Below are 24,152 nucleotides of genomic sequence, written 5' to 3' on the forward strand. Positions count from 1 at the left end.
GGTCCAGTCCACTGTTTCTATTGTCAGACGGCCCGTCAGCCGCGACCATTTTTCCCTACGCAGGAAAGCCGTGGTGAAAAATCACGGTCATAAGACGGAATAATCCGCGTGCCTGCGCCAGTTCTGGGAACAATGGGGAAATCTATGACCATCAAATCAAAGCTACTTGGTACGTTGGCTGCGCTTTCCGTGATCAGCGGCGTACAGGTTTCACATGCAGCAGAGGAGCTGACCGTCGCATACTTCCTGGAGTGGCCGATGCCGTTCCAGTACGCGAAGGTTAAGGGCACATACGAAAAGGAGCTGGGCGTTCCGATCAAATGGGTATCGTTCGACACCGGCACGGCGATGTCTGCCGCCATGGCATCCGGTGATGTCCAGATCGCTGTGAGCCAGGGAGTTCCGCCCTTCGTGGTCGCAGCCTCCGCAGGACAGGACCTCCTGGTGGTCGACGTTGCCGTCAGCTACTCGGAAAACGACAACTGCGTTGTCGCCGAAGCCCTCGAAATCGACAAGACCAATGCCAACGAACTGGAAGGCAAGAAGGTCGGCGTGCCGATTGGCACCGCTGCCCATTTCGGTTTCCTTGAGCAGATGAAGCATTTCAATGTCGACATCACTAGCATGGAACTCGTCGACATGGCCCCGGCGGACGGAGCTGCCGCCTTTGCACAAGGCAACCTCGACATGGTGTGCGGCTGGGGCGGTGCGCTTCGCCGGATGAAGGAACATGGCAACGTGTTGCTGACAGGTGCGGAAAAGGAAGAACTCGGCATTCTCGTTTTTGACGGCATCAGTGTTCCTTCCGACTTTGCCTCCAAGGAAGGCGAACTCCTGACCAAGTTCCTGAAAGTCACGGCTGACGCAAATTCCATGTGGCGCGCGGGCGACAACCGGGCCGATATGCTGGAAGTAATCGCCAAGGATGCCGGTATGGAGCTGGCAGACACGGAGTCGACCATCGACACCTTCCCGACGCTTGAGGAAACCCTCAGCGCGAAGTGGATGGATGGCAACGTCCAGAACTTCATGCTCGGCGTCGCAGACGTGTTCCAGGGAGCCGGGTCCATCCCCGAGGCTCTCGACACCTACACTGCCGCCGTCGATGCCAGCTATCTGGCAGCAGCCGGTTCGCAATAAACCGCAGTCCTGCAAGACGCGGGGTGGCCAGCGGCCACCCCCATGTTTCATGTCTCAAACTGCAGGAGAATGCAGCCTATGGGTGGCCTTCATATTGAAAATGTTTCCATGCGTTTTGACCTGCCGAACGGGAGCCACGTTCAGGCACTTCAGGACGTATCCATTGATCTTCGCAAGGGGGAGATCATGTCTATCCTCGGACCGTCCGGCTGCGGAAAGACAACACTTTTGAACATCGTTGCAGGATTTCTGGCCCCGACCAGCGGTCAGGTCCGCATGAACGGCCATGTGGTGACGGGCCCTGCTGCAGAGCGCGGCATGGTGTTTCAGAAAGGCGCCCTGTTCGAGTGGATGAATGTTCGCGAGAACGTGGACTTCGGTCCGCGCATGAAAGGCATGCCGAAGGCCGAGCGCAACGGGATTTCCAATCGCCTGCTGGAAACCGTCGGCCTGAGGGATTTCAAGGAAAAGGCAGTCTATGAACTGTCCGGCGGGATGCAGCAGCGCGTGGCCCTCGCCCGCTGCCTTGCCAATGATCCCGACGTGATCCTGATGGACGAGCCGCTTGGTGCCCTCGATGCCCTGACCCGCGAGAAGATGCAGGGCCTTGTGCTGAAGCTCTGGAAGGAAACCGGCAAGACCGTGATTCTGATTACCCACTCCGTGGAAGAGGCCCTGCTTCTGGGCGAACGGCTGCTAGTGATGGCCCCGCGCCCCGGACGCATTCACAAGGAGTATCGCCTTCCCTTTGCCGAGCGCGGTGTCGACAATGACCTCAGGGAGGTCAAGAAGAGCGAAGGCTTTGCGGAGACCCGCGAGGAAATCCTCTCCATGATCTGGGAGATGGAAGAAGAAATCATGGGCAGATCGGAGACAGCAGCATGACCGGTCTTGTTGTCCTTTTCGTCTATGTCGCCCTGTTTCTGCTGGCCTATTTCGGTGTCAGATACATTGTCTCCCGCCGCCAGCAGGCGCAGGATTTCACCAGCCTGAAAACGGTCACCTTCGGTGATGAAAGCGCAATCCGCCCAGACCGCACCGCCTCCATCATCTCGATCATCGTGGTGTTTCTCATCTGGGGTGCATTCACCGGATCCAGGCTGGTTCCGATCCACGTTCCTGGCCCATTCATTGGCGAAACGCAGTTCACCTACACAGCGACTGATGGCTCCGGGAATACCGGGGACGCCACTGTTACCGTGATCGTTCATGATCCCGGTGAGGATGTCGAAAAACCAGTACCTGCAGCGCGTGACGGCTTTGCCCAAGATGATGCGGCAACCGTTGGCGCCTGGCGTTCAGTGCTTATAAAGGCAACCCGCAACGATGGGGACGACGCCAATGTCACCGCCATTAACGGCAAGCCGATCGCGCCGGGCGAAACAGTGGATGTCGCAGATGGTCAGGTGACCATGACGGCCAAGGGATCCCTCAGCTTCCAGCCTGAAAAGGGTCTCCAGATGGAACCGATCTGGATGCCATCCCCGGAAGCTGTGGTGAAGCGCTTTGGTGAAATCGCCTCTGAGGGCTATCAGAACTTCACCTTGTGGGAGCATCTGGGCTCTTCCCTTCTGCGTGTAATCGGCGGTTTCCTTCTCGGGTCCCTGATTGGTATTCCGCTCGGCTATGCCATGGGGCTCTCCAGCTGGGTGCGCGGGTGGTTCGACCCGATCGTGGAGTTCATGCGGCCTGTTCCGCCACTAGCCCTGATCCCGCTTGTCATAATCTGGTTCGGCATATGGGAGACAGGCAAGATCGCGCTATTGTTCCTTGCCGCTCTCTGGATCATGACAATCGCCGCAAGAGCCGGTGTTTCGGGCGTCAACATCACCAAGGTTCACGCGGCGTATTCGCTCGGAGCCAGCAAGACACAGATCCTGTGGCATATAATTGTTCCAAACTCCCTGCCAGAGATCTTCACTGGGGCCCGTGTCGCCATGGGCGTATGCTGGGGAACGGTGGTAGCTGCCGAACTGGTTGCCGCGCAAAAGGGAGCCGGCATGATGATCATCGCAGCTTCAAAATTCCAGCTGACCGATATCGTGTTGATGGGGATCATTCTGATCGGGATCGTCGGCTACAGCATCGACATCCTGATGCGGATGGCCGAGCGCTTGCTGGTTCCGTGGAAAGGGCGCTCCTGAAGACGCCCTATTTTCTCGGACAAAAAAGAGAGGCGCACCAGACATCGGCGCGCTTTTCAAGTTTCTGGCTAGGGTCAGGACCGAGCCTCGGAAATTTCAGTTTGCCTGAGCAGCGTCCTCAAGGATCATGTCGCTGGCCTTCTCGCCGATCATGATCGCCGGAGCGTTTGTATTGCCACTGACAATTTCCGGCATGATGGAACAATCGGCTACCCGCAATCCCCGTATGCCATGGACCCTCAAACGGGCATCGACCACAGAATTGCTTCCCTCCCCCATCCGGCAGGTGCCTGTTGGGTGGTAGATTGACGTGGAATTGCTGCGGGCCCAGTCCAGTGATCCTTCGTAATCGTCCATCTCCAGCGCTTTGGTGGGACGTAATTCTTCGGAGACCTTGGATGTCAGAGGTGCGTGCCGTGCAATCTTACGGGCGATCTTCACGCCCTCGACGATGGTTCGGCAATCAAGCTCCGTTGAAAGATAATTCGGAATGATCTTCGGATAGGTCCGAGGATCGGGCCCTTGCAACTTAATCTCCCCGCGGCTTTCAGGCCGGAGCTGACAGACCGACATGGTGAAGGCGGAAAACGGATGCACGCCCTCACCGGGACTATCCGCAGACCACGGCTGCACATGAAACTGGATATCGGGCGTCTCGACATGCGGTCCGGTTTTGATGAAGCCGACGGCCAGACTGGCCGCCATAGTCATCGGACCTGAGCGAAACAGCGCGTACTTCAAAGCGATCCGCGCCTGATTGTATAGGCTGCGCACCTCATCATTCAGGGTCGGTTCGTTGCATTTAAACACAAGCCGTGCCTGCAGGTGGTCCTGCATGTTCCTGCCGACCGCAGGTATGTGGGCGACCACATCAATGCCGTTTTGCTTCAGCTGCTCCGCATCACCAAGCCCGGACAACATCAGGATTTGCGGGGAGTTGATCGCACCGCCCGAAACAATGACCTCCCGGTCACTGGCAATCGTCTGTTCGACACCCGATTTTCCGGAATACACCACCCCTGTTGCCCGACCGTCCTCGACCACGATCCGGTGAACGAGCGCATTGGTGATGATCGTCAGGTTGGGCCGACTTCTGGCGGGATTGAGAAAGGCGACAGCAGAACTGCAGCGTCTGCCGTTTCTCGTCGTCAGCTGGAAATAACCGACCCCCTCCTGTGTTTCACCATTGTAGTCCGGATTGAACGGATAGCCCGCCGCCTGAGCCGCCGCCACCCATGCGTCACAGATCGGCCGTTGCAGGCGCATGTTCGAGACGGACAGTTCGCCCTTGTCGCCATGAAAGGGGTCGGCGCCGCGTTCCTGATTTTCGGACCGCTTGAAAAGGGGCAGGACATCGTCCCAGCCCCAGCCTTCATTGCCCATCTGCCGCCAGCGGTCATAGTCTTCCTTCTGGCCGCGTACATACAGCAGACCGTTCAGCGACGAGGAGCCTCCCAGCACCTTTCCGCGTGGCCAATCGATCGCCCGACCATTCAGCCCCTTGTCCTTGTCTGTGCGGTAACACCAGTCCACGGACGGGTTATGCATGGTCTTGAAATATCCGACCGGCACATGGATCCAGGGATTCCAGTCGCGAGGCCCGGCTTCCAGCAAGACAACGCTGTTTTTGGGGTCCCTGCTCAGGCGATTTGCCAGCACGCAGCCTGCCGATCCACCTCCAACCACAATGTAATCAGCTCGTTTTGCTTGCATTTTCGGAACACCGGCCCTGCTGAAAATATCGTTGTTAAGTTTCCCTTGCGGCATTATTCATAATCGACTAAAAATGATACCACAAGTATCAAAAATACTAATTTATGAACATGGGAGGAGAGTTCATGAAAGTATCTGATAAACTGCGTGAAATTTCGCGCCGCGACCTTTTCAAGGTTGCCGGGCAATACGGTTTGTCGTCCACGCTGCTGGCCGCAGGTGCGCTTGGAGGCAGCGTATCTCTGAGCTCACTGGCCAAGGCAGCGGAGTCCAGCTACCAGAAGCGCTATGCCAAAGAAGCCAAACACACGCTGAAATTCGGCGCTGCCGGTTTCAACGCCCGTAACCTTTTGATCGAGCGCGCAGGCTGCCTTGAATTTGCACGTGACCTTGAAGAGCGCACGGACGGGGAGATCCGGGTCGAATTCATCGGTGACACCCAGATCTGCGGTCAGCTGTCCTGCGTCGAGAAGACCCAGAACGGCATCGTCGACATTTACGCGGCATCAACCCAGAACTCGGCAGGCGGCGCCCCTTACCTTAACGTGCTGGACTATGCCTATGTATTCCCGGGCCGCGCGTCCCAGTACCACTTCCTGTACAGCCCGGAATCCAACAAGATCCTGCGCGAGCCCCTGGAAAAGCGTCACGGCCTGAAGTTCCTGTTCAGCCACTGCGAGCTGCGCGGCATTCAGCTTGGCCAATCCTTCGCCGACAAGCCGACCGTCACAAAGCTGGAAGAGCTGTTTGGAACCAAGAACCGCGTCACCGGCACACAGCTCGGGCGTATCGCCATGCAGCTTTTGAACCTCAACCCGGTACCGGTTGCCTGGGAAGAAACGCTTGATGGCCTGAAGACCGGCCTAATTGACGGTGCAGAAACATGGGCATCGGCTGTTGCCTATGCCAACATGTCGCCGTTTGTCTCGCAGTCCGTTGACCTGCGCTTCTTCTGTGGCACGGAGCACACCTCCATGTCGGCCAAGGTGTTCGACAGCCTCGACGGTCATTTGCAGGATGCCGTCATGGAATCTGCCTATCTTGCACAGGTTCACGTTCAGGCGGCCAACGAAGCAGCGCTCGTCAAGACCGTTGGCTTCTCGAATCCGGTCATGCCGGGCACCCTGTTTGACGAGTTCGACGTCCGTCCGGCCTTCCTTGCTGATGAGCAGATCAAGCTGGCAGAGGAGATGTGCTCGCCAGAGTTCAATCCGGAACCGTGGTCGCAGTGGCGTGAGCGCATCAACAACTGGGCGGGAGGACTCGACACCTATACCGAACTGCACCGTGTTGCTCGTGAAGTTCCGGCAGACATGAAGCCGGAAAACGTCGAGCCACGCCGCTGGTGGAAGGCTTAAACTCCCGGACAGTGGCGGCAGGACACTCGCCTGCCGCCACATTTTTCACAAATATAAAGAACCATTCATAACCGGCTTTTGGGAGGGGCGGTCGTGACCACATTTGCAAGTGAAGTTGCGGAAATTTTCAACGCAATCCTGTCGAACGACTCTTGGATGATTAGCGAAGCGTTGAGAGCAGATGCAGCCTGGGTCATTGGAGGCATCGCCACATTGCTCGGCGGTGCCATTGTCCTGCTGCTTTACAAGCATGTTCCGTGGATCGAGCGAAAGCTGGAGTCCTCGGTAATGGTGTCGACCTATCTCCTGATAGGCGCCATTATCTTCGTGGAGGTGTTTCGCCGGTTCATCCTGAATCAGCAGGCACCATGGTCCACTACCCTACCGCCCTTCCTCTTCCTGATCATGACCTGGGCCGGATGCGCCTACAATGTGAAGCTCAGGACGCATCTGGGTTTTGCCGAGTTTCGTTCGCTCATGCCGCGGCCGCTGCAGTTTGCCTGTCTGACGCTGGACGCGTTGTTGTGGATCGGCTTTTCATGTGTGGTTGTTGTCACATCGACACAGGTCACGGCCAATTCTGCTGCCAATTTCCAGATCCTGCTCGGGACGGACAATGTGCTGCAATGGTGGTTCCTCATCTCCGTGCCGATCAGCTTCATCTTGATTACGGCCCGCGCCATGGAAAACTGGCTGGAAGATTTCAAGAACTACAGAACCGGCGCCCCTTTGATCGCCGCCGTTGCCATCGGTTCGGACTAGGGAGTGCGCATAAATGACAGACGGTACCTGGATCACCTTGATTTCAATTGGTGTCACAATCTTCTTCATGCTGGGCGTGCCGGTTTTTCTGGTCATCGGCTATTGGGTCATTGGCATGAGCTTTGTGCTGGACCTGCCCCTGATTAACACCGGCGCAGCTCTGGCCGATGTCTTTACTGACGGCTTTGCGCTTCTGGCCATGCCGCTGTTCATCCTGACCGGCGACCTGATCAACCGGTCTGGCATTGCCCGGCGACTGTCCGATTTTGCCTATGCGTGCCTTGGTTGGCTGCGCGGCGGACTTGCCATGGCCGCTCTCGGCGCCTGTGGTCTCTTTGCTGCCATCTCGGGATCGAACTCGGCAACAACCGCCACCATCGGGTCCATGCTGCATCCGGAAATGGTGAAAGGCGGATATGACGAGCGCTTTTCGGCAGCAACGTCTGCGGCTGGCGGCACAGTTGGCATCATCATCCCACCGTCGATCATCTTCATCGTTTATGGCTTCCTGATGAACCTGCCGATTTCCGAGCTGTTTCTAGCAGGCATCATTCCCGGCACCATGATGGTCAGCGCGATGATGCTGGTCGCTTTCATCTACTGCACCCGCATGGGATGGGGCTATCTTATAAAACTTGAGTTCGCGCGGGTCTTCAAAACGGGTGTCGGAGCCTGGCTCGGGTTCTTTGCTATCGGCCTTGTGCTTTGGGGCATCTACACTGGCAAGTTCTCGCCAACAGAAGCTGCCGGAGTGACTGTGGGTTTTTGCATCATCGCCGGGTTTGTCAGCCTGCCGATCCACAAGATGATGGGTGCGGGGTCGGAAGACCGGGATTTCCGCGAACGCGGGATCGGCGAATATCTCGTGGTTCAGGGCTTTGGTCCTCGCGAAGTTCCCTCCATCACCATGCGCTCTGCCCAGATTGCGGGTATTCTGGCCCCGCTGATTGCCGTGTCCGTTGTCATGCAGCAGATCCTGTCGGTTCTCGGTGCTCAGCAGTTCATCGGTGACTTTGTGAGGGGCATGGGCGGCTATCACGCTGTCCTGTTCACCTCGATGGCCATTGTCTTCGTCGCCGGAATGGTTTTGGAAAGCCTACCCGTCACGATCATTCTTGCGCCGATCCTCGCACCGATCGCCCATTCGGTTGGTGTCGAGCCGGTCCAGTTTGCCGTGATTTTCCTCGTTGGCGCGTCGATCGGGTTTATTACACCGCCCTATGGCCTGAACCTTTACGTCGCCTCTGGCGTCACGGGTGTTCCCTATTTCCGCCTGCTTCGCTATACGGTTCCTTACCTTTTTGCCCTTCTGGCAGTGTGGATAACTATCGCTCTAGTCCCGGTGCTCTCGACGATTCTCATACCAAGCGGCTAAGAAGCATAAGGTGTTTCAGGTTGGGGGAAGTATGGCAGACGAAAATTCAGAAGGGTCCGTCCCGCCCAGCCTTCGTCTTCTCCTTGTTCTGGAGGAGCTGGCAGAAGCCGGTGTTCCGGTAACGCCGACCGAGGTCAATCAGAAGCTCGGCCTTCCCAAGCCCACGATCCACCGCCTGTTCAGCACGCTGGAAAGCGAAGGCTTCATCCAGCGAGAGATTGATGGAAGGGGATACTCGCCGGGCCAACGCCTACGGAAAATGTCTACCGGCATTCTTTCCTCACTGAGGATCAGGACAGCACGGGTTGCCATCCTGAACGAACTTGCCGAACGCATTGGAGAGACCTGCAACATCGCTATCCCCGACCGTGATGCGATGGTTTATCTGGACCGTGTGGAGACGAAATGGCCCCTTCGCATTCAGCTGCCGATCGGGTCTCGCGTTCCATTCTATTGCACGGCCAGCGGTAAGATGTATTTGAGCACGCTGGATCGCAGGCACCTGAAAAACTATGCCGGGTCCGCCATTCTGGAAGGCCGCACCCAAAAGACGATTACCGATCCGGAAGCGCTGGTCGCCGAGACGAAAGCCGTCAAGGATCGTGGTTATGCGACCGACAACGGTGAATTCATGGAAGAGATGATCGCGATTGCAGTTCCGATCTCCGATTCAAACAAGCGGCTCGTCTCCACCCTCTCGTTCCACGCTCCTGAACAGCGCCTCTCGCTTGATGCCGCAGTAAAGCATGTCGATAAGTTGACGGAAGCTGCCGCCCGACTTTCAAACCTTCTGACCGGCGAATAGGAAGCTGTCATAATTTATTTATCCCACTCAGCGCCTATGAGCCAGAATTGGTTAATTGCATAAGGAAGTGATTTTGGCTGTATTGCCAAATTGTTTCGTTAAGTTTGCAAGGTTTCCCGTCTTGGACGGATTTCACGCGTCCCTTTTAGGGGTGTTGTCACGCAGGAGTGCCATTAGCGATCTATCGCGTTCGACTTGGGCTTGCGCGATGTTTTTAATCGGTGTCTTTTGCTCAAGGTCACGGGCCAGCCCACCTTCAACAACCTTTGTCCAGTCGGCAGCATCCTGCGGACCGACGCCGAAACCACGATACATTGCGGCGTAGCGCTCGACATATTGTGTAACGCCCCCGGGCGCATTGAGATGGATGGTCTGCATCGGCCCCATGAAGGACCAGCGCAGGCCAAGACCGTCGCAGATGGCCTTGTCGAGATCTTCAACTGAAACAATACCGCTGCCCACCAGCTTGAAGGCTTCTTCAAGCAGGGCTCCTTGCAGGCGGTTCACGACAAAGCCGTCGATTTCTTTCGTCAACGTGATGGTTTGGCGCTTGCAGCGGATCAACAAGCCCCTGACACGTGCAACGACCTCGTCCACCGTCCACGGCGTTGGTACGATTTCAACGGCGGGAATGAGATGGGGTGGATTGATCGGATGGGCCACCAGACAGCGGTTCCGGCCCGCAATGTTCTCGCAATAGCGCGAGGCGGAAATGCCGGAGGTGGAACTGCAGATGGGAACTCCCGGCGCTGCAATGGCATCGATCCGCGTCGTCAACTCACGCTTGATGTCAACATTTTCCGGTCCATTTTCCTGAACATAGACCGCGCCGTCCAGTGCGCCTTCAAGGCTTGGCGACGCGGTTATCCGGCTCAGCACCACGTCTGTTTCACCACGGTCGATCAGATCATATTCCGCCATGTCGCCGATGCGGGTTTGCATGGCGCTCAAGGCTTTATCGAGAGCATTTTCAGACACATCGTGCAGCGTAACCTGATACCCGGCCTGAGCAAACACCGCGGCCCATCCCTGCCCAATCAACCCGGCCCCGACAACTGCAACCTTTTCCATGATCCTGTCCCGTGTTCTGGCGTTTTTGCCGCTCTCACAATCTCAAAAGGCCACCTGATCACCGCCCTTGAGGGAGAGGATCTGGCGGGCTTCATCCGGCGTTGCGACCTGAAGGCCGAGCCCCTCAATCAGGTTTTTCACCTTGGTCACCTGAACCGCATTTGATTTCGCCAATTCGCCCTTGCCGGCCCACAGGCTGTCTTCCAGCCCGACCCGGACATTGCCCTCGAGCGTGATGGCTTGCGCGGCAATGCGGAACTGGTTGGCCCCTGCCCCCAGAACCGACCAGCGATAGTCGGAACCAAACAGCCGGTCCGCCGTTCGTTTCATGTGCATGACGTCTTCATGATGCGGGCCAATCCCGCCAAGAAGCCCGAACACCGACTGGACAAAGAACGGCGCCTTCACCAGCCCGCGATCCGCGAAATGAGCCAGATTGTAGAGATGGGAAATGTCGTAGCACTCGAACTCGAAACGGGTTCCATTCCCGTAACAGGTGTCCAGCACATACTCGATGTCTTTGAACGAATTGCGGAAGACAAGATCCCGAGACCCTTCCAGATGCTCCCGCTCCCAATCGTGTTGAAACTCATTGAAACGCTTGAGCATCGGATACAGACCGAAATTCATGGACCCCAAGTTGAGCGAGGCGAGTTCCGGCTGAAATTTGGCTGCCGGGGCGGCGCGCTCTTTCACGCTCATATAGGGGCTGCCGCCGGTGGTGATGTTCACCACCGCGTTTGTCCCCTGTTTCACCCGTGACAGAAACGGCGCAAAGCCCTCCGGTGTCTGGTCTGGCCGCCCATCCTCGGGATTTCGCGCATGGAGGTGAAGGACCGCAGCACCCGCTTCGGCCGCAGCCAGTGCTTCGCTTGCGATCTCGTCCGGCGTCACCGGCAGATAGGGCGACATGGAGGGCGTATGGATAGCGCCTGTTATGGCGCAGGTGATGATGACCTTGCCTGCAAGTTCGTTTGATTTTGTCATGTTTTTCTATCCGAGATCAAAGCACTTCTACGTTGCCATCGACACAAAGGGATTAGCCGGAAATGTTCGCACCAGCATCCGAAATCAGGAAGGCAACAGTCGCCGCCACCTCATCTGCCGTCACCATCTTTCGCAGCGATATCCGGCTCAAATACTGGTCTTTCATATCCTCATAACTGACACCCGTCACCGCCGCTCGGTCACGTATAACGCCTTCAATCCGGGGCCCCTCGACGATGCCCGGCAAAATGGCATTCACGCGGATGTTGTCCGGCCCAAGCTCCTTGGCAAGGCTTTGCGTGAAGCCGATGACGCCGAACTTCGCTGCCGAATATGGCGTCCTATATGCATAGCCGTGTTTTCCTGCAGCAGAAGACATGTTGACCATGGCCCCGCCGCCGCTTTTCTTCATCAGGGGAACTGCACGGCGGGCACATAGAAACTGCCCGGTCAGGCAAACATCGACGCACTGCCGCCAATCCGACGGTAAAATGTCCTCAACACCACCTGTCGGCCCCGCGATCCCAGCATTGTTTACGAGTGCGTCAAGTCCATTGAATTGCTCCTGAACAGCATCAAAAAACCTATCAACGGACGCCTCATCAGACACATCAGCTCGAATTGCGAGACAATTCCCCAGCTGCCCGCTGGCCAGAGCGAGCGCGTTTTCATCCACATCGCAGATGGCAACCCGCGCCCCTTGCGCATGTAGTGCCTTGGCAATGGCAAGGCCTATGCCCCCTGCCCCGGCAGTGACCACGATCCGTTTGGCCATCAGACCTGGCAAGCGCAAGGAGGCCCGATAGGGATCATTGCTTGCTGGACTTTCATTCGATTGGACATCCATAATTTCTGATCCCTAATTTCCAAAGACTGCATTCGGCACCCACAGGACCAGACCGGGCCAGATAACCAGCATGAGAAGTCCTGCAAGCTGCAGACCGACAAATGGAATAATGCCTCGATAGATTGTGCGAATGGTGATTTCTGGCGGTGCAACTCCCTTTAGATAAAACAGGGAGTAGCCAAAAGGCGGCGTCAGGAAACTGGTCTGAAGATTAACGGCCACCAACATGGCAAACCACAGAAGTTGTTCCTGCTGGGAAAGCCCAAGCCCGAAATCAAGCGCTGCTACAATCGGAGCGAAGAGCGGTAGCACAATGAAGCTGATCTCGACCCACTCCAGAAAGAAGCCCATCACAAAGATCAGAACCAGCAGGATACCGAGCGTGCCATAGGCGCCAAGGTCGAAATGCAAGATGGCATTTTCGATCATTCGGTCACCTTTGAGGCCCTTGAAGACCATGCCAAAGATAGTTGCACCAATCAGAACCCCGAGGATCATCGCCGAAGTGCTCCCCGTTTCCCGGACACAGTCGGACAACGTCTCCCGCGACAGCTTGCCATTAAGCGCCGCAAGGATCATTGCGCAGATTGCACCAAGCCCTGCCGCCTCGGTTGGGGTTGCGGTTCCTGTTGCGATTGACCCAAGGACTGTCAGGATCAATACCAACGGAGCGAATAGATCCTTCAAAAGGGCTAGAAAGAGGGAGCCATTATCTGCCCGGCTGGTTGACACCGGGGCGTGGTGCGGCTTGGTCAGCGCGACGTAGATGATGTAGGCGATATAGAGACCGCCAAGCAGAAGCCCGGGAACAATCGCTCCTAGAAAAAGTTCTCCGACCGAGATCTGCAGGATGTCTCCCACCAGCACCAGCATGATCGACGGCGGAATTAGAATACCGAGCGTTCCCGAGGCTGCAATTGTGCCAACAGCCAATTCGGGCCTGTATTTCTCGCGCAGCATGATCGGCAGGGCCAGAGTGCTCAACATAACAACCGAGGCACCAACAATTCCGGTGCTGGCAGCCATAATGATCCCGAGAACTGCTACGGAGATCGCAAGACCGCCGCGTTTACGGCCAAGCGCACGCTCCAGCGAATAAAGCAGGTTCTGGGCCAGTCCGGACTTGTCCAGCATCGCACCCATGAAAACAAAGAGCGGGACAGCCAGAAGCAGCCAGTTTTCGATCACGCCCGCATAAATACGCGAAACGCCGATTTTCAAGAATGCAAAGGGCAATCCGCCGATAACGGCGAAGATGATACCGATACCGGCAAGAACGAAGGTAACCGGATAGCCGCTGAAGATCCCCAGCAGCAAGCAAATGACCATCGACAGGGGTATGATATGCTCAATCATCTGCTGCGTCCTTCCTTGCAAAAAGCGCTCGCAATTTGATGATGCTCAGGCCAATTCCTGCGATAAATAGCAACCCGAAGCCAATCGGCATGAAGGACTTGAGCAAAAAACGATCATACAGACCGTCATAGTCCGACCCTTCCCCCATCGAGAAAGAACGAGTAGCAAAATCAAAGCTGTGAATGATCACGATGGCACAAAAGGGAAGAAGCAGCGCAAGGTGACCGATCAGGTCCACAATATCCTTTGTCCGTTCACTCATGTGCTGACGCAGAAAATCGACCCTCACATGTGCATCGCTGACAAGGGCACCGGCCATGGTCAACATCAACATAATGCCGAACAGGTGCCACTGCAGGTCACCAAGGCTGGAAAGCGTCAGCTTTGAGCCAAAAAGGAAAATGTCTGTTTCCCAGCGGGCGATCGTTCCAATCTTGGCCGCTGACAGCACAACGCTTGCAAGGACCAACAAAAGGATCGGCATGATAAGCCATGCCGCTGCCTGACCTATCCGCACGATCCAGGTGAGGATCGTACGGATGTAGCCATTGGCGCGATCAGGAGCACTCTGGCGCGTGTCCATGTTTCGTGCCCGACCGGTTACTCAGCCGGAATTGTCTGAAGGGCCGTCCAACGCCCCGAGGACGCGACAAACGCCTTCATCGAGTTGTAGGCTTCACCGTAGAGCGCGTCTTTTTCAGCCTCCGAACTCAGAACCTGTTCGGTTGCGATACGCAGCTCAGCAAGAACGTCATCCGGGAAGCGTTTGACGATCGTCCCGCCAGCCTCGAACTCTTCAATCTGTGGCGTCTGAGCAGCTGGAGCATATTGCAAGGTCCAGCCAAGGCTGACCTGACAAGCCGCCTCATACATTGCCTGATCTTCACCACTCATGCCTTTCCAGACATCCATGTTGATCATCAACACATCGACGCTGCCCGGTTGGTGCCAGCCCGGATAGTAGTAGTATTTGGCGATCTGGTTGAACCCCAAATCCTTGTCAATGATCGGCAGCGAAAACTCGGTCGCATCAATACGACCACGCTCAAGCGCAAGATAGATTTCGCTTGCCGGCAGATATTGGGCAGATGCACCAAACTCGTTCAGCACCCGTGCACCGACACCTGCCATACGCATCTTGAGGCCGTTGAAGTCCTCGATGGACTTGATTTCCTTATTGAACCAGCCACCGGGCTCCGGGTTGGTAACGTGACACGCAAGGACCTTTACGTTCAGCGGGTCGAAGCCCTTTTGAACGATCTCCAGCCCGCCTCCAATATGCAGCCAGGCGGCCAGCGCTTCCGGCCCGGCACCGAACGGGGTCGCGCCAATCTGAGCAACTGGAACTTTTCCTCCCCACTGCCCGAGGAAACTCCAGCCTGCGGGAATGGCACCGGAACTCACGTTCTCAAGAATTTCACCGGCCGGAACGAGTTCGCCGGAACCGAACAGGTTCAAGCCAACGTCCCCTCCGCTCATCTTTCTGAGCGTCTCGTCCATCAGCTGCGCACTTTCAGCAAGGAATGTCAGGTCCTTTGGAATGCTCATGTGCACATCAAGCGTATCAGCGCTGACAGCTGGTGCTCCGAATGCCAGCGAACTGGCTACCATCGCCGTAGCAATTTTTGAAAATCTCACTTTGTCCTCCCGTTTCCGCAACCATTTGGACAATCCGACGGGGACCATCCAACCAATCGCTTCACAATATTGATGTTTGATTTTTGATCAAAAATCAAACATCAATAGATGCAGAAGTGAGCGATATTTCTTTCTCTTTTTCAAGTGATTAGGAGTGGAAGGTGAGTCGACTCATGGGCATCCCGCATCGTAATTTGTGCGTATGCCCAACGGCTACACATTGCGCTGCGCGTGCAGCCGCCGCCCTTCGAGCAGCCCTTCGAAGCAATTTGGCCTTCGTCGGAGAACCAATACGATCAGGCCTCGGTGGAGAACAACACCCGCACCAGCACATCATAGGCGTCGGAGATATCCTGTCGCAGCGAGGCGGATGCTTGCTCAGCATCTCCCTTGCGGATCGCCTCGACGATCTTGCGGTGCTGCTCGTTGGAGACCTTGTACTGGTCTTCCCGCTCCAGCTGGTAGAGATGCGGGCTGACCCGAAGCCACAGAGTGTTGATAATGTCGATCAGCACCGGCGAGCGGGACTGCTGGTATAATCTCAGGTGAAACTCGTAGTTTGCCTTGATGTAGCCGCGCACTTCGCCCGAGCGTTCTGTCGTTTCGAGCTGCTCCAGCAAAGCCTCAAGATCGCCGATAAACGCGGCATCGCGATTGGCGACTGCCCAACGCGCCGCAAGCGTCTCAACCTCAAGCCGCACGTTCCTAAGATCCGTGAGCTCCGGATAGCCCAGAGCTGGAACCCCGACAGACCTTCCTGAAACATTGGCAACAACGCCGATGGCCAAAAGACGTGTCAACGCCTCACGCACCGGCATGGCGCTCACGCCAAAAGCTTCGGCCACATGCGCAACTGGGACGGCTTGGCCCGGCGTGAACTCACCTTCTCTCAGCAACATGCAAAGCCGGTCGTAGACCTGATCGTGCAGCTTGTCTTTTTGGATCGGTTTGGCGTTCTTGAACATGCCTTGTCTATTCGCACATTATTGGCGACAGAATCTACAATTCGGTTCCCCAACCAATCCATTTTCTTTCAAATATTTGAAAATCCTCATCTAATTCAGCCGACAGATGGATACACTTCGGCCAGATAGCATCACAAATTAGATCAGGTACTCAAAGAAAAATGCACTTTCAGCGAACAGCCCCCAAACACGGTCAGATGCGTTTTTTTCTTTGAGGGTTGCTATATCGAAGACGTTTGGGCCGAATTATATCCGCTGACATTTTTCCTATTTGTTCTGCTATCGGGTAAGAATACGAAGCCCAAAAAGACTAGAAACATCCCTAATTTGCCGCCTCACCGACTTCTAATCGATTAAAGTCAAAGTGCTTATGGACAAGGCATTTGCACTGGAGCTAAACCCCCTCGCAGGCAGGAGGTCTGCCGGGATTATTGTTAAATTTTATCGCGAGGAGTTGGTCGATATGGCGGCTATGGATAATCACTTCGATAACTGGAAGGAACAGCAATCCGCCGCTGAGCAGATGATCCCGCTCGTTGGTCACCTCTATCGTGATTACGGCATCAACATCCGGATATTTGGTCGTCGGCTGCTGAACAACTCCGCGATCGAAATCATCAAGGCCCACCGCTACGCCCTACAGATCACCGGGCAGGAGCTGGACGTTTCAAAGAGCCTTGAAATCGTCAAGGCGATGCTTGAGCTGGACCTTGCAGCCTCGCGCGTGGACCTTGGAAAGTTGTGCCACCGCTTCATGGAGACCGGCGGCGACGCTGCCAGCTTCGTTCAAGAGCAGCTTGCCAGCATCAACACCGGCAAGAATTCCATTCTGCAGGAACCGCAAGACGTTGTGCTTTACGGTTTCGGTCGTATTGGCCGCCTTCTGGCGCGCATGCTGATTGAACGTGTTGGCGCTGGTAACAAAATGCGCCTGCGTGCCATTGTGGTTCGCGGCGGCAAGGACGGCGACCTCAAGAAGCGTTCCAGCCTTCTGCGGCGCGACTCCGTTCATGGCGCGTTCAACGGCTCGATCACGGTTGACGAAGAACAAAACGCCATCATCGCCAACGGCAATTACATTCAGGTGATCTACGCCAGCTCTCCGGCTGAGGTGGATTACACCAAATACGGCATTCGCAATGCGCTTATTGTCGACAATACCGGGATTTGGCGCGATGAAGCGGGCCTCGGCCAGCATCTGAAATGTCCAGGAGCCTCAAAAGTCATCCTGACCGCTCCCGGCAAAGGCGACATCAAGAACGTCGTTTATGGCGTCAACCACACGGACGTGACAGAGGACGACGACATCTTGAGTGCTGCGTCCTGCACCACCAATGCAATCACGCCTGTACTTAAGGTGATCAATGACGAGTTCGGGATCGAGAACGGGCATGTGGAGACCATCCATGCGTTCACCAACGATCAGAACCTGATCGACAACTACCACAAGGGCGATCGCCGGGGGCGGTCTGCTCCGCTCAACATGGTGTTGACCAGCACGGGTGCGGCAAGTGCCGTTGCAAAGTGCCTGCCAGAAATGAAGGGCAAACTGACCGGCAACGCTGTTCGTGTTCCTATTCCCAATGTCTCCATGGCTATCCTCAACCTGAACCTCAAGCGGGAGACGACGGACGAGGAGATGAACGACTACCTGCGCCGTATTTCGATCCAGTCTCCATATCAGGATCAAATCGACTACACCGCCTCAACCGAGCTCGTATCTTCTGATCTTGTCGGTTCCACCCATGCCGGTGTCGTCGACAGTCAAGCCACGATTGTCGATGGGGACCGCCTCGTTCTTTATGTCTGGTACGACAATGAAGCAGGCTACAGCACTCAGGTGATCCGCCTGATGCAGGAAGTTGCCGGGATGAAATATCCATCCGTTCCAGCGTAATTCAGACTGAGCGTTGGTCTGACACTTTATTAGGCACGTGAACCGGTATCGGTTCACATCGGGTTGGCATTTTTTGCTCCGTTCAGGAGAATTGGAAGTGCCAACCCTCCTCCCCTTAACTTGGCTCTATGTCCGGTTCAGAACCAATTCTGCCGTAACCAGAATTGGGTTTTGATCTGCTGTTAAATTGCCCGTGATGATGTCGCCATCCGTCTCCCCGACGATCATGATTTCAGGTGCGGCTCCTTCGCCAGCAAGATAATCAGTGATCAGGAATTCGGTCGCAAACGATGTCATTCGACTGCCATCTTCAAAAACGGCTCCGGCGAGACTTCCGAGCCCGCTGACCTTTGCCCGCTGCCAACCCAACTGTTGAAGCGCTTGCTCGACACCTTTGACAAGCTCGACATTCGGTTTGAGACGCAAAAGCGCGTGGTCACCGCCACTTGTTGCAATCTCCCTGATTTTGAAGAGGTCGAATTTTGTCTCGGCATCATGGCTGCGATCAAATACAGCACCCCGTATTCCGATCCCCTTGGCGCGCACATCCGTTGCCAAAAACGTTTCGCCGGCCAAAACGTGGCCGAATTTCGTTTCACCTTCCAACGCATGCCATGCGCCATGCCCATGAATGAACGTCGCCGACTGGTGCTTGCCAACGACCATTCCCAGTCGTTTGATCCGCCCGGTGTCAAAAGACTTGATGTCGCTGTACCAAGCAACATGATCATCATCGGGGGATTCTGCCGGGATGACATAACTCAGCTTTTCAACCGGCACGTCCGCAATTTCGAGCCATGCGGTTTCAAAACCCGAATGCTCCATCGCGCCTGCAACTGCCTCTGCAAGTGGCTGATTGGCTGCAAGCTGAAGCTCCAACGGTTCTCCGTGACATTTGACTAATTGCTGGCGTTCGCTGTCCGCTGGTCCCTTGTGCTGAACGAAATACAAGCCCATTGCCCTCCTTGAACAATAAGGTTAGAGGCACACGCTAAGCGCTTCGTCGATGGTTTCCAAACACAGCAGTAACCAAGAGAAAAATCCGCATATACACGGACAATTCGGCACCACCAGCTTTTCAGAAGGTTTTGAATATTAATATTTTTCTCTTTTTGTTCCACTAATCTAAAGCAAAGAGATGATTCGGTAAGTGAGACGAGCATGCATTTTGAAGTCTTTGCTATCGGAACGGCCTTTGTCTTCGGTCTTGCCGTTAGGCAAGTCGGACTACCTCCATTGGTTGGGTTCTTGGCTGCGGGCTTTTTCATCAACGCGATCGGGCCGCATCTTGGAATGCCAGCCGAAACAGGCCCTATTCTAGAATACATCGCTGAACTTGGCGTCTTGATGCTTTTGTTCACGATCGGCCTCAAGCTGAAATTGCGCCAGATCACAGAACCTCAGGTTATCGGCGGCGCATTGGTCCATTTTGCCGTCTCTATCGCCGTCTTTTCGCCCATCGTCTGGCTGTTGTTTACTTCAGACTGGATGACCGCTGTTCTGGTCGGGATCGCGCTTGCCTTTTCATCAACGGTTCTGTCTGCGAAAATCCTTGAAGCCAAACGTGAACTTGGCACCTTTCACGGGCGCACCGCCATTGGCATCCTCATCGTTCAAGACATCATCGCTCTGGTGGTTTTGGCCATCTTTGCCGGAAAAATGCCCGGCCCTTGGGCGCTTTTGATCTTTGCAACACCGCTGCTGCGCCCTCTGCTGTTCAAGATGCTCGATCTGGCGGGTCACGACGAAGTGCTTCTGTTAACCGGAATGGTGCTCAGTCTTGTGATCGGCGGCGTTGGTTTTGAAATCATCGGATTGAAGGGGGAGATTGGCGCGCTGGTCATGGGTTTGCTTTTGTCAGGGCATCCTCGGTCCAGCGAATTGTCCAGCTCTCTCTGGGCGCTAAAGGAAGTCTTTTTGATCGGCTTCTTCCTTTCGATCGGCATGTCGGGCCTTCCAGACTGGGACTCCATTGTCTTTGCCGTAGTGCTTGGTGCACTTCTGCCGCTGAAAGGCATATTGTTCTTCTTTGCACTCATCGCCTTCAAACTAAGGGCACGCACGTCCTTTGTGACAGCATTGTCGCTCACAGCGTACAGCGAATTTGGATTGATTGTTGCAGCCGGCATTCCTGCCGCACAGGACTACCTCGTTCCGCTCGCGATTGCGGTCTCGGTTTCCTTCCTGATCGCGGCCCCACTAAACCGCTTCGCACACCAAATCTTTGAACGCTTTGAGGATCGTTTGCTGGGGTTCGAGTTGTCTGCACGGCACCCGGATGAGCAACCAAAGAACCTCGGGGATGCAGACGTTCTCGTCTTTGGCATGGGACGAACCGGCACTGCGGCTTACAACGCGCTTATGGAAAAAGCCCGTCGCCCTGTTGGTCTCGATGCGGATATCTATAAGGTTGAGGGGCACGTGAAGGCTGGGCGAAATGTGATTTTCGCCGATGCGGAGGACAGCAACTTTTGGCACGGTGTCAATCTGCAGAACATCTCTGCGGCAGTTCTTGCTATGGATGATCTGGAAGCCAAACTGATCGCGGCCCGTATGCTGCGATCCAACGGGTTCACTGGAACGGTTGTCAGTCATGCATTGCATGAGGACCATGTCGCGAAGATCTGTGAAGCCGGAGCCGATCAGACCTATCTGACGATGCAGGAAGCCGGCCAGAGCCTCGCCGCCCACGCGATTGAGACAATTCTACCCAGCAAAGAGTAGTCGGCCTCGCTTTGAGTTAGGGGCAGACACCATTTCCTTTGCTTTGATAGCCCGTTGCATTTCCAGTATCTTGCGCGTTCTAGGAAGCCGAAAAAGGGACTGCGGGTGTCGGACAAAACGAACAGTAAAAAAGCGAGAAGCGGCATAGCGCACTTGATATCGGGTCAGGTGCAATAGGCATGGAACCGTTGAAAACCACCCGTGTCAAAGTCACATCGAGCATCATATTGTCGGTTTTTGTTGTTGGCTCGTTTCTCGTCGCTCTCATCGCTGCGCCGCTGCTGGAACGCTACTTCCAGATACAGGCAGGGCTTCGCGGGAAGGACACGCTTCAACTGACTGTAGCTGGCCTAACTGGTGCCCTTCACAGATATGAGCCACTGCCTTCCCTCATCGCCGAAAAGGCCATACTCGTTGAGCTTTTGAATGCGCCTGACAACGAGGCCCTTGTTGAGGCCGTCAACGAGGATTTGCGGCTCGCCGCCTTTCGGCTCAAGGCGTCAGACATCTACATCATGGATGTCACCGGAACGACAATCGCAACCAGCAACTACAAGAAGGAACTGTCCTTTTTGGGCAGGAACTTTGCTTACCGCCCCTATTTCACCCAAGCGCTTGAAGGCGGCACAGGTCGCTTTTTTGCGCTTGGGAGCACCTCCGGCGAACGCGGCTATTTCTTCGGAGCACCGATCGAAGATGGTGCCCGTATCATTGGTGTCGTCGCTCTGAAGTTTACAGTCGACAGCTTTGAGGAAGCTTGGAGAAGCGCGGACCACCAGATCATTGTGTCTGATCTCAACGGGGTTGTGTTCATGGCCAGTCAACCTGACTGGCATTTCAAGACACTGCGCCCCTTGTCTCGAACCGACATGCTGGAAATCGAGACCAATCGGCAGTATCCGAAAGACCAGTTGATGCCACTGGTCAATACCATGTCGCCTTTGGATGATGGACTTGACACGGTGCAGATTACCGATGCTGGCACGACGACAAATTATGTCAGCAGCTCCATATACTTGGCGAATGCGGCTTGGAATGTGCGAATTCTGGTGCCTACGACACGTGCCAGAACGCAAATGCTGGCTGCCCTGCTCATTCTCGTGCTCGCCATCATGCTCATCGGCCTTGCCTTTGCCTTTTACATTCAGCGACGTGCGCGGCTTTTGGAACGACTTGAAACGCAGCAGGCAGCCCAAGAGCAACTCGAAACCCGCGTTGCAGAGCGGACCGCAGATTTGAACCGAACAAACGAGCAGCTTCTGGAAGAAGTTTCAGAACGCAAAGCTGCAGAAAACCGTTTGCGAAGAACGCAAGCAGAGCTTGTGCAAGCAGGAAAATTGGCTGCGCTCGGTCAAATGTCCGCCGCGTTGAGCCACGAATTTAACCAGCCACTGGCCGCCGTAAAATCCTACGCAGACAATGCGGTCAAACTTCTGGATATTGGCCGCACGGATGAAACGCGTGAAAACGTCACGCGGATTTCCGAAATGGCCGACCGAATGGCGTCCATCTCCAAACACTTGAGAAATTTTGCCCGGCGGCCGGGGGAAAAGACGCGGCCGGTTGTTTTGACCCAGATAATCAACGATTCTCGAGCGCTGGTCCAACCGCGTCTTAAATCCGCCAACGCATCGTTAGAATTCGCCATTCCAGATAAAGACATTCAGGTTTTGGGTGGGCACATTCGCCTTCAGCAGGTGATCGTAAATCTCTTCACCAATGCGCTGGACGCCATGAAGGATCAGGCTCATCCGGTGATAGATATGACATTGGAAGATCAGGAAACCCATTGCACGCTGACAGTGCGCGACCATGGTCCCGGCGTGTTGGAAGGTGAGTTCGAAAAGATCTTTGACCCCTTCTACACAACGAAGCAACCAGGAGAAGGCATGGGCCTTGGTCTTTCCATCTCCTACAACATCATCAAGGATTTTGGTGGAGACCTGAGGGTCACCAACCACCCTGACGGCGGAGCTGTGTTTGAATTGACGCTTCGCAAGGTTACAGAAGATCAGCCAGCCCAAACGACTAAAGAACTGGAAACCGCGGCCAAATGAGTGACCAGAAAATCCTGTTTGTTGACGATGAGGAGCATCTGCGGTTTACCGCCAAGCAGAGCCTTGAGCTTGAGAACCTCACGGTTGAGTGCTTCAGCGAAGCACTGCCCGCATTGGATCATATCTCAAAGGACTTTTCCGGGATTTTGGTCACGGATATCCGCCTACCGGGCATGGATGGTATCGAATTAATGCGCAAAGCGCTGGAAATCGACACTCAATTCCCGGTGATTCTAGTTACAGGCCATGGGGATGTTGAACTGGCTGTCAGCTCCATGCGCGATGGTGCTTATGACTTTCTGGAAAAACCCTATGCGCCGAGCCGGTTGGTCGATACGGTCCGCCGGGCACTCGACAAGCGCCGATTGACCGTCGAAAACCGAAAGCTCAGGGAACAAGTCGGAGCGCGCGACGCAGTAGAGGCATCATTGCATGGCCGCAGCGAGCGAATGGAGAAGCTGCGAGATCAGGTCAAGGCAATCGCCGCTGCAGATATCGACCTTCTGATCACCGGAGAAACAGGTGTCGGTAAGGAAGTCGCCAGCCGAGCCATCCATGCTGCATCAACCCGCGGAAACAGACCCTTCATTCACATCAACTGCGGTGCCCTGCCCGACAATCTCGTTGAGAGTGAGCTGTTCGGGCATGAAGCTGGCGCATTTCAAGGTGCCATGCGAACCCGGATTGGGCGGTTTGAAGCTGCGCGTGGTGGGACAGTCCTACTGGATGAGATAGACAGCCTGTCACTGCCCATGCAGACCAAATTGCTGCATGCCATTCAAAACCGTGTTGTCACGCGCCTTGGCTCGAACGAGCCCATTGAACTGGATGTGCGTTTTATTGGGGCAACGAAGAAGAATTTGGACGAGGAAGTTTCCAACGGCACTTTCCGATCCGATCTCCTCTACCGCTTGAACGTTGTGACATTACATGTTCCAGCCTTGAGCGAACGACGCGAAGACATCCCGCTTTTGTTTTCCCGATTGGTGGCCGAGGCGGCAGTTCGCTACCAACGAGAGGCTCCAGACATTCCAAGTTCGGTTATGTCTGCGATTGCCGGACAGGAATGGCCGGGAAATGTCCGCGAACTCAGGAACGCGGCCGACCGTTTCACCCTTGGGCTCGACCTCGACCTTTCCAATAGCGATATCGAACACCAAGCGGACGAGCTCGGACTGTCTGACAAGATCGCGCTCCACGAAAAATCTCTGATCGCTGCAGCCCTTGCCGCATCCGCTGGGAACGTCACTGAAACCCATCAGTCACTCAAGATTTCCCGCAAGGCGCTTTATGAGAAAATGCAGAAATACGGC

General features: G+C 55.3%; 20 protein-coding genes. 11 read left to right on the forward strand and 9 right to left on the reverse strand.

The window, feature by feature from the left end; genetic code table 11:
* The first annotated feature begins 144 nt into the window (after nucleotides 1-144).
* The 3 genes from TRICHSKD4_RS16780 (at nucleotide 145) to TRICHSKD4_RS16790 (ending at nucleotide 3,284) form a co-directional block, all read left to right on the forward strand.
* Nucleotides 145-1,140, forward strand: coding sequence for an ABC transporter substrate-binding protein (locus TRICHSKD4_RS16780; protein ID WP_009468070.1), 996 nt, complete (start codon nucleotides 145-147; stop codon nucleotides 1,138-1,140).
* A gap of 78 nt (nucleotides 1,141-1,218) precedes the next feature.
* The gene (locus TRICHSKD4_RS16785; RefSeq protein ID WP_009468071.1) at nucleotides 1,219-2,025 is read left to right on the forward strand and encodes a taurine ABC transporter ATP-binding protein; all 807 of its coding nucleotides are present in this window, start codon (nucleotides 1,219-1,221) and stop codon (nucleotides 2,023-2,025) included.
* A complete protein-coding gene (locus tag TRICHSKD4_RS16790; protein WP_009468072.1) occupies nucleotides 2,022-3,284 on the forward strand; it encodes an ABC transporter permease subunit in 1,263 nt (420 codons plus the stop codon). The genes TRICHSKD4_RS16785 and TRICHSKD4_RS16790 overlap by 4 nt, the downstream gene beginning before the upstream one ends.
* A gap of 96 nt (nucleotides 3,285-3,380) precedes the next feature.
* On the opposite strand, the gene TRICHSKD4_RS16795 is transcribed toward TRICHSKD4_RS16790, so the two are convergent.
* A complete protein-coding gene (locus TRICHSKD4_RS16795) occupies nucleotides 3,381-4,997 on the reverse strand; it encodes a GMC family oxidoreductase (RefSeq protein WP_040617153.1) in 1,617 nt (538 codons plus the stop codon).
* 125 nt (nucleotides 4,998-5,122) lie between these two features.
* Here TRICHSKD4_RS16795 and TRICHSKD4_RS16800 point away from each other — a divergent pair, with 125 nt between their 5' ends.
* The 4 genes from TRICHSKD4_RS16800 (at nucleotide 5,123) to TRICHSKD4_RS16815 (ending at nucleotide 9,297) form a co-directional block, all read left to right on the forward strand.
* Complete coding sequence (locus tag TRICHSKD4_RS16800; RefSeq protein WP_009468074.1) at nucleotides 5,123-6,355, forward strand: TRAP transporter substrate-binding protein; 1,233 nt, start codon at nucleotides 5,123-5,125, stop codon at nucleotides 6,353-6,355.
* Nucleotides 6,356-6,448: 93 nt separating this feature from the next.
* Nucleotides 6,449-7,117 (forward strand): TRAP transporter small permease, encoded by a 669-nt coding sequence (locus TRICHSKD4_RS16805; protein ID WP_009468075.1) that lies wholly within the window; start codon nucleotides 6,449-6,451, stop codon nucleotides 7,115-7,117.
* 13 nt (nucleotides 7,118-7,130) lie between these two features.
* Entirely contained in the window at nucleotides 7,131-8,492 is a 1,362-nt protein-coding gene (locus TRICHSKD4_RS16810; RefSeq protein ID WP_009468076.1) for a TRAP transporter large permease, read from the forward strand.
* A 31-nt stretch (nucleotides 8,493-8,523) separates the two neighbouring features.
* Nucleotides 8,524-9,297 carry an IclR family transcriptional regulator gene (locus tag TRICHSKD4_RS16815; RefSeq protein ID WP_009468077.1) on the forward strand — a complete coding sequence of 258 codons (774 nt, stop codon included), beginning with the start codon at nucleotides 8,524-8,526 and terminating at the stop codon, nucleotides 9,295-9,297.
* A gap of 132 nt (nucleotides 9,298-9,429) precedes the next feature.
* Here TRICHSKD4_RS16815 and TRICHSKD4_RS16820 read toward each other — a convergent pair whose 3' ends face one another.
* The 7 genes from TRICHSKD4_RS16820 to TRICHSKD4_RS16850 all read right to left on the reverse strand — a co-directional run bounded on the left by TRICHSKD4_RS16820 (nucleotide 9,430) and on the right by TRICHSKD4_RS16850 (nucleotide 16,161).
* Nucleotides 9,430-10,368, reverse strand: coding sequence for a 3-hydroxyacyl-CoA dehydrogenase (locus TRICHSKD4_RS16820; RefSeq protein WP_009468078.1), 939 nt, complete (start codon nucleotides 10,366-10,368; stop codon nucleotides 9,430-9,432).
* Between the two features lie 42 nt (nucleotides 10,369-10,410).
* Nucleotides 10,411-11,355, reverse strand: a complete 945-nt coding sequence (locus tag TRICHSKD4_RS16825) for a 3-keto-5-aminohexanoate cleavage protein (RefSeq protein WP_009468079.1) — start codon at nucleotides 11,353-11,355, stop codon at nucleotides 10,411-10,413.
* A 52-nt stretch (nucleotides 11,356-11,407) separates the two neighbouring features.
* Nucleotides 11,408-12,202, reverse strand: coding sequence for an SDR family oxidoreductase (locus TRICHSKD4_RS16830; RefSeq protein ID WP_009468080.1), 795 nt, complete (start codon nucleotides 12,200-12,202; stop codon nucleotides 11,408-11,410).
* 12 nt (nucleotides 12,203-12,214) lie between these two features.
* Nucleotides 12,215-13,558 (reverse strand): TRAP transporter large permease subunit, encoded by a 1,344-nt coding sequence (locus TRICHSKD4_RS16835; protein WP_009468081.1) that lies wholly within the window; start codon nucleotides 13,556-13,558, stop codon nucleotides 12,215-12,217.
* Nucleotides 13,551-14,141, reverse strand: a complete 591-nt coding sequence (locus TRICHSKD4_RS16840) for a TRAP transporter small permease subunit (protein ID WP_009468082.1) — start codon at nucleotides 14,139-14,141, stop codon at nucleotides 13,551-13,553. The genes TRICHSKD4_RS16835 and TRICHSKD4_RS16840 overlap by 8 nt, the downstream gene beginning before the upstream one ends.
* A 17-nt stretch (nucleotides 14,142-14,158) precedes the next feature.
* On the reverse strand, nucleotides 14,159-15,196 hold the full coding sequence (locus TRICHSKD4_RS16845; RefSeq protein ID WP_009468083.1) for a TRAP transporter substrate-binding protein: 1,038 nt from the start codon (nucleotides 15,194-15,196) through the stop codon (nucleotides 14,159-14,161).
* A 296-nt stretch (nucleotides 15,197-15,492) separates the two neighbouring features.
* Nucleotides 15,493-16,161: a GntR family transcriptional regulator gene (locus tag TRICHSKD4_RS16850; protein ID WP_009468084.1), complete on the reverse strand. Its 669-nt coding sequence runs from the start codon at nucleotides 16,159-16,161 to the stop codon at nucleotides 15,493-15,495.
* Between the two features lie 463 nt (nucleotides 16,162-16,624).
* Between TRICHSKD4_RS16850 and TRICHSKD4_RS16855 the strand changes: the two genes are divergently transcribed.
* Complete coding sequence (locus tag TRICHSKD4_RS16855) at nucleotides 16,625-18,058, forward strand: glyceraldehyde-3-phosphate dehydrogenase (protein WP_040617154.1); 1,434 nt, start codon at nucleotides 16,625-16,627, stop codon at nucleotides 18,056-18,058.
* A 126-nt stretch (nucleotides 18,059-18,184) separates the two neighbouring features.
* Here TRICHSKD4_RS16855 and TRICHSKD4_RS28325 read toward each other — a convergent pair whose 3' ends face one another.
* Nucleotides 18,185-19,015, reverse strand: a complete 831-nt coding sequence (locus TRICHSKD4_RS28325; protein WP_050763457.1) for a hypothetical protein — start codon at nucleotides 19,013-19,015, stop codon at nucleotides 18,185-18,187.
* Nucleotides 19,016-19,219: 204 nt separating this feature from the next.
* Here TRICHSKD4_RS28325 and TRICHSKD4_RS16865 point away from each other — a divergent pair, with 204 nt between their 5' ends.
* The 3 genes from TRICHSKD4_RS16865 to TRICHSKD4_RS16875 form a co-directional block, all read left to right on the forward strand.
* Nucleotides 19,220-20,782, forward strand: coding sequence for a cation:proton antiporter family protein (locus TRICHSKD4_RS16865; RefSeq protein WP_009468087.1), 1,563 nt, complete (start codon nucleotides 19,220-19,222; stop codon nucleotides 20,780-20,782).
* 179 nt (nucleotides 20,783-20,961) lie between these two features.
* Nucleotides 20,962-22,839 (forward strand): ATP-binding protein, encoded by a 1,878-nt coding sequence (locus TRICHSKD4_RS16870; RefSeq protein WP_009468088.1) that lies wholly within the window; start codon nucleotides 20,962-20,964, stop codon nucleotides 22,837-22,839.
* Nucleotides 22,836-24,152: sigma-54 dependent transcriptional regulator (locus TRICHSKD4_RS16875; RefSeq protein ID WP_040617066.1), on the forward strand; the 1,317-nt coding region annotated here is incomplete at its 3' end. The genes TRICHSKD4_RS16870 and TRICHSKD4_RS16875, both read left to right, overlap by 4 nt.

Source organism: Roseibium sp. TrichSKD4 (genome assembly GCF_000148725.1).
Classification (GTDB): Bacteria; Pseudomonadota; Alphaproteobacteria; order Rhizobiales; family Stappiaceae; genus Roseibium.

Bases quoted from the DNA above. Each gene is read 5' to 3' on its own strand.
- TRICHSKD4_RS16780 (WP_009468070.1), top strand. From the start codon at position 145: ATGACCATCAAATCAAAGCTACTTGGTACGTTGGCTGCGCTTTCCGTG.
- TRICHSKD4_RS16785 (WP_009468071.1), top strand. From the start codon at position 1,219: ATGGGTGGCCTTCATATTGAAAATGTTTCCATGCGTTTTGACCTGCCG.
- TRICHSKD4_RS16790 (WP_009468072.1), top strand. From the start codon at position 2,022: ATGACCGGTCTTGTTGTCCTTTTCGTCTATGTCGCCCTGTTTCTGCTG.
- TRICHSKD4_RS16795 (WP_040617153.1), bottom strand. From the start codon at position 4,997: ATGCAAGCAAAACGAGCTGATTACATTGTGGTTGGAGGTGGATCGGCA.
- TRICHSKD4_RS16800 (WP_009468074.1), top strand. From the start codon at position 5,123: ATGAAAGTATCTGATAAACTGCGTGAAATTTCGCGCCGCGACCTTTTC.
- TRICHSKD4_RS16810 (WP_009468076.1), top strand. From the start codon at position 7,131: ATGACAGACGGTACCTGGATCACCTTGATTTCAATTGGTGTCACAATC.
- TRICHSKD4_RS16815 (WP_009468077.1), top strand. From the start codon at position 8,524: ATGGCAGACGAAAATTCAGAAGGGTCCGTCCCGCCCAGCCTTCGTCTT.
- TRICHSKD4_RS16820 (WP_009468078.1), bottom strand. From the start codon at position 10,368: ATGGAAAAGGTTGCAGTTGTCGGGGCCGGGTTGATTGGGCAGGGATGG.
- TRICHSKD4_RS16825 (WP_009468079.1), bottom strand. From the start codon at position 11,355: ATGACAAAATCAAACGAACTTGCAGGCAAGGTCATCATCACCTGCGCC.
- TRICHSKD4_RS16830 (WP_009468080.1), bottom strand. From the start codon at position 12,202: ATGGATGTCCAATCGAATGAAAGTCCAGCAAGCAATGATCCCTATCGG.
- TRICHSKD4_RS16835 (WP_009468081.1), bottom strand. From the start codon at position 13,558: ATGATTGAGCATATCATACCCCTGTCGATGGTCATTTGCTTGCTGCTG.
- TRICHSKD4_RS16840 (WP_009468082.1), bottom strand. From the start codon at position 14,141: ATGGACACGCGCCAGAGTGCTCCTGATCGCGCCAATGGCTACATCCGT.
- TRICHSKD4_RS16850 (WP_009468084.1), bottom strand. From the start codon at position 16,161: ATGTTCAAGAACGCCAAACCGATCCAAAAAGACAAGCTGCACGATCAG.
- TRICHSKD4_RS16855 (WP_040617154.1), top strand. From the start codon at position 16,625: ATGGCGGCTATGGATAATCACTTCGATAACTGGAAGGAACAGCAATCC.
- TRICHSKD4_RS28325 (WP_050763457.1), bottom strand. From the start codon at position 19,015: ATGGGCTTGTATTTCGTTCAGCACAAGGGACCAGCGGACAGCGAACGC.
- TRICHSKD4_RS16865 (WP_009468087.1), top strand. From the start codon at position 19,220: ATGCATTTTGAAGTCTTTGCTATCGGAACGGCCTTTGTCTTCGGTCTT.
- TRICHSKD4_RS16870 (WP_009468088.1), top strand. From the start codon at position 20,962: ATGGAACCGTTGAAAACCACCCGTGTCAAAGTCACATCGAGCATCATA.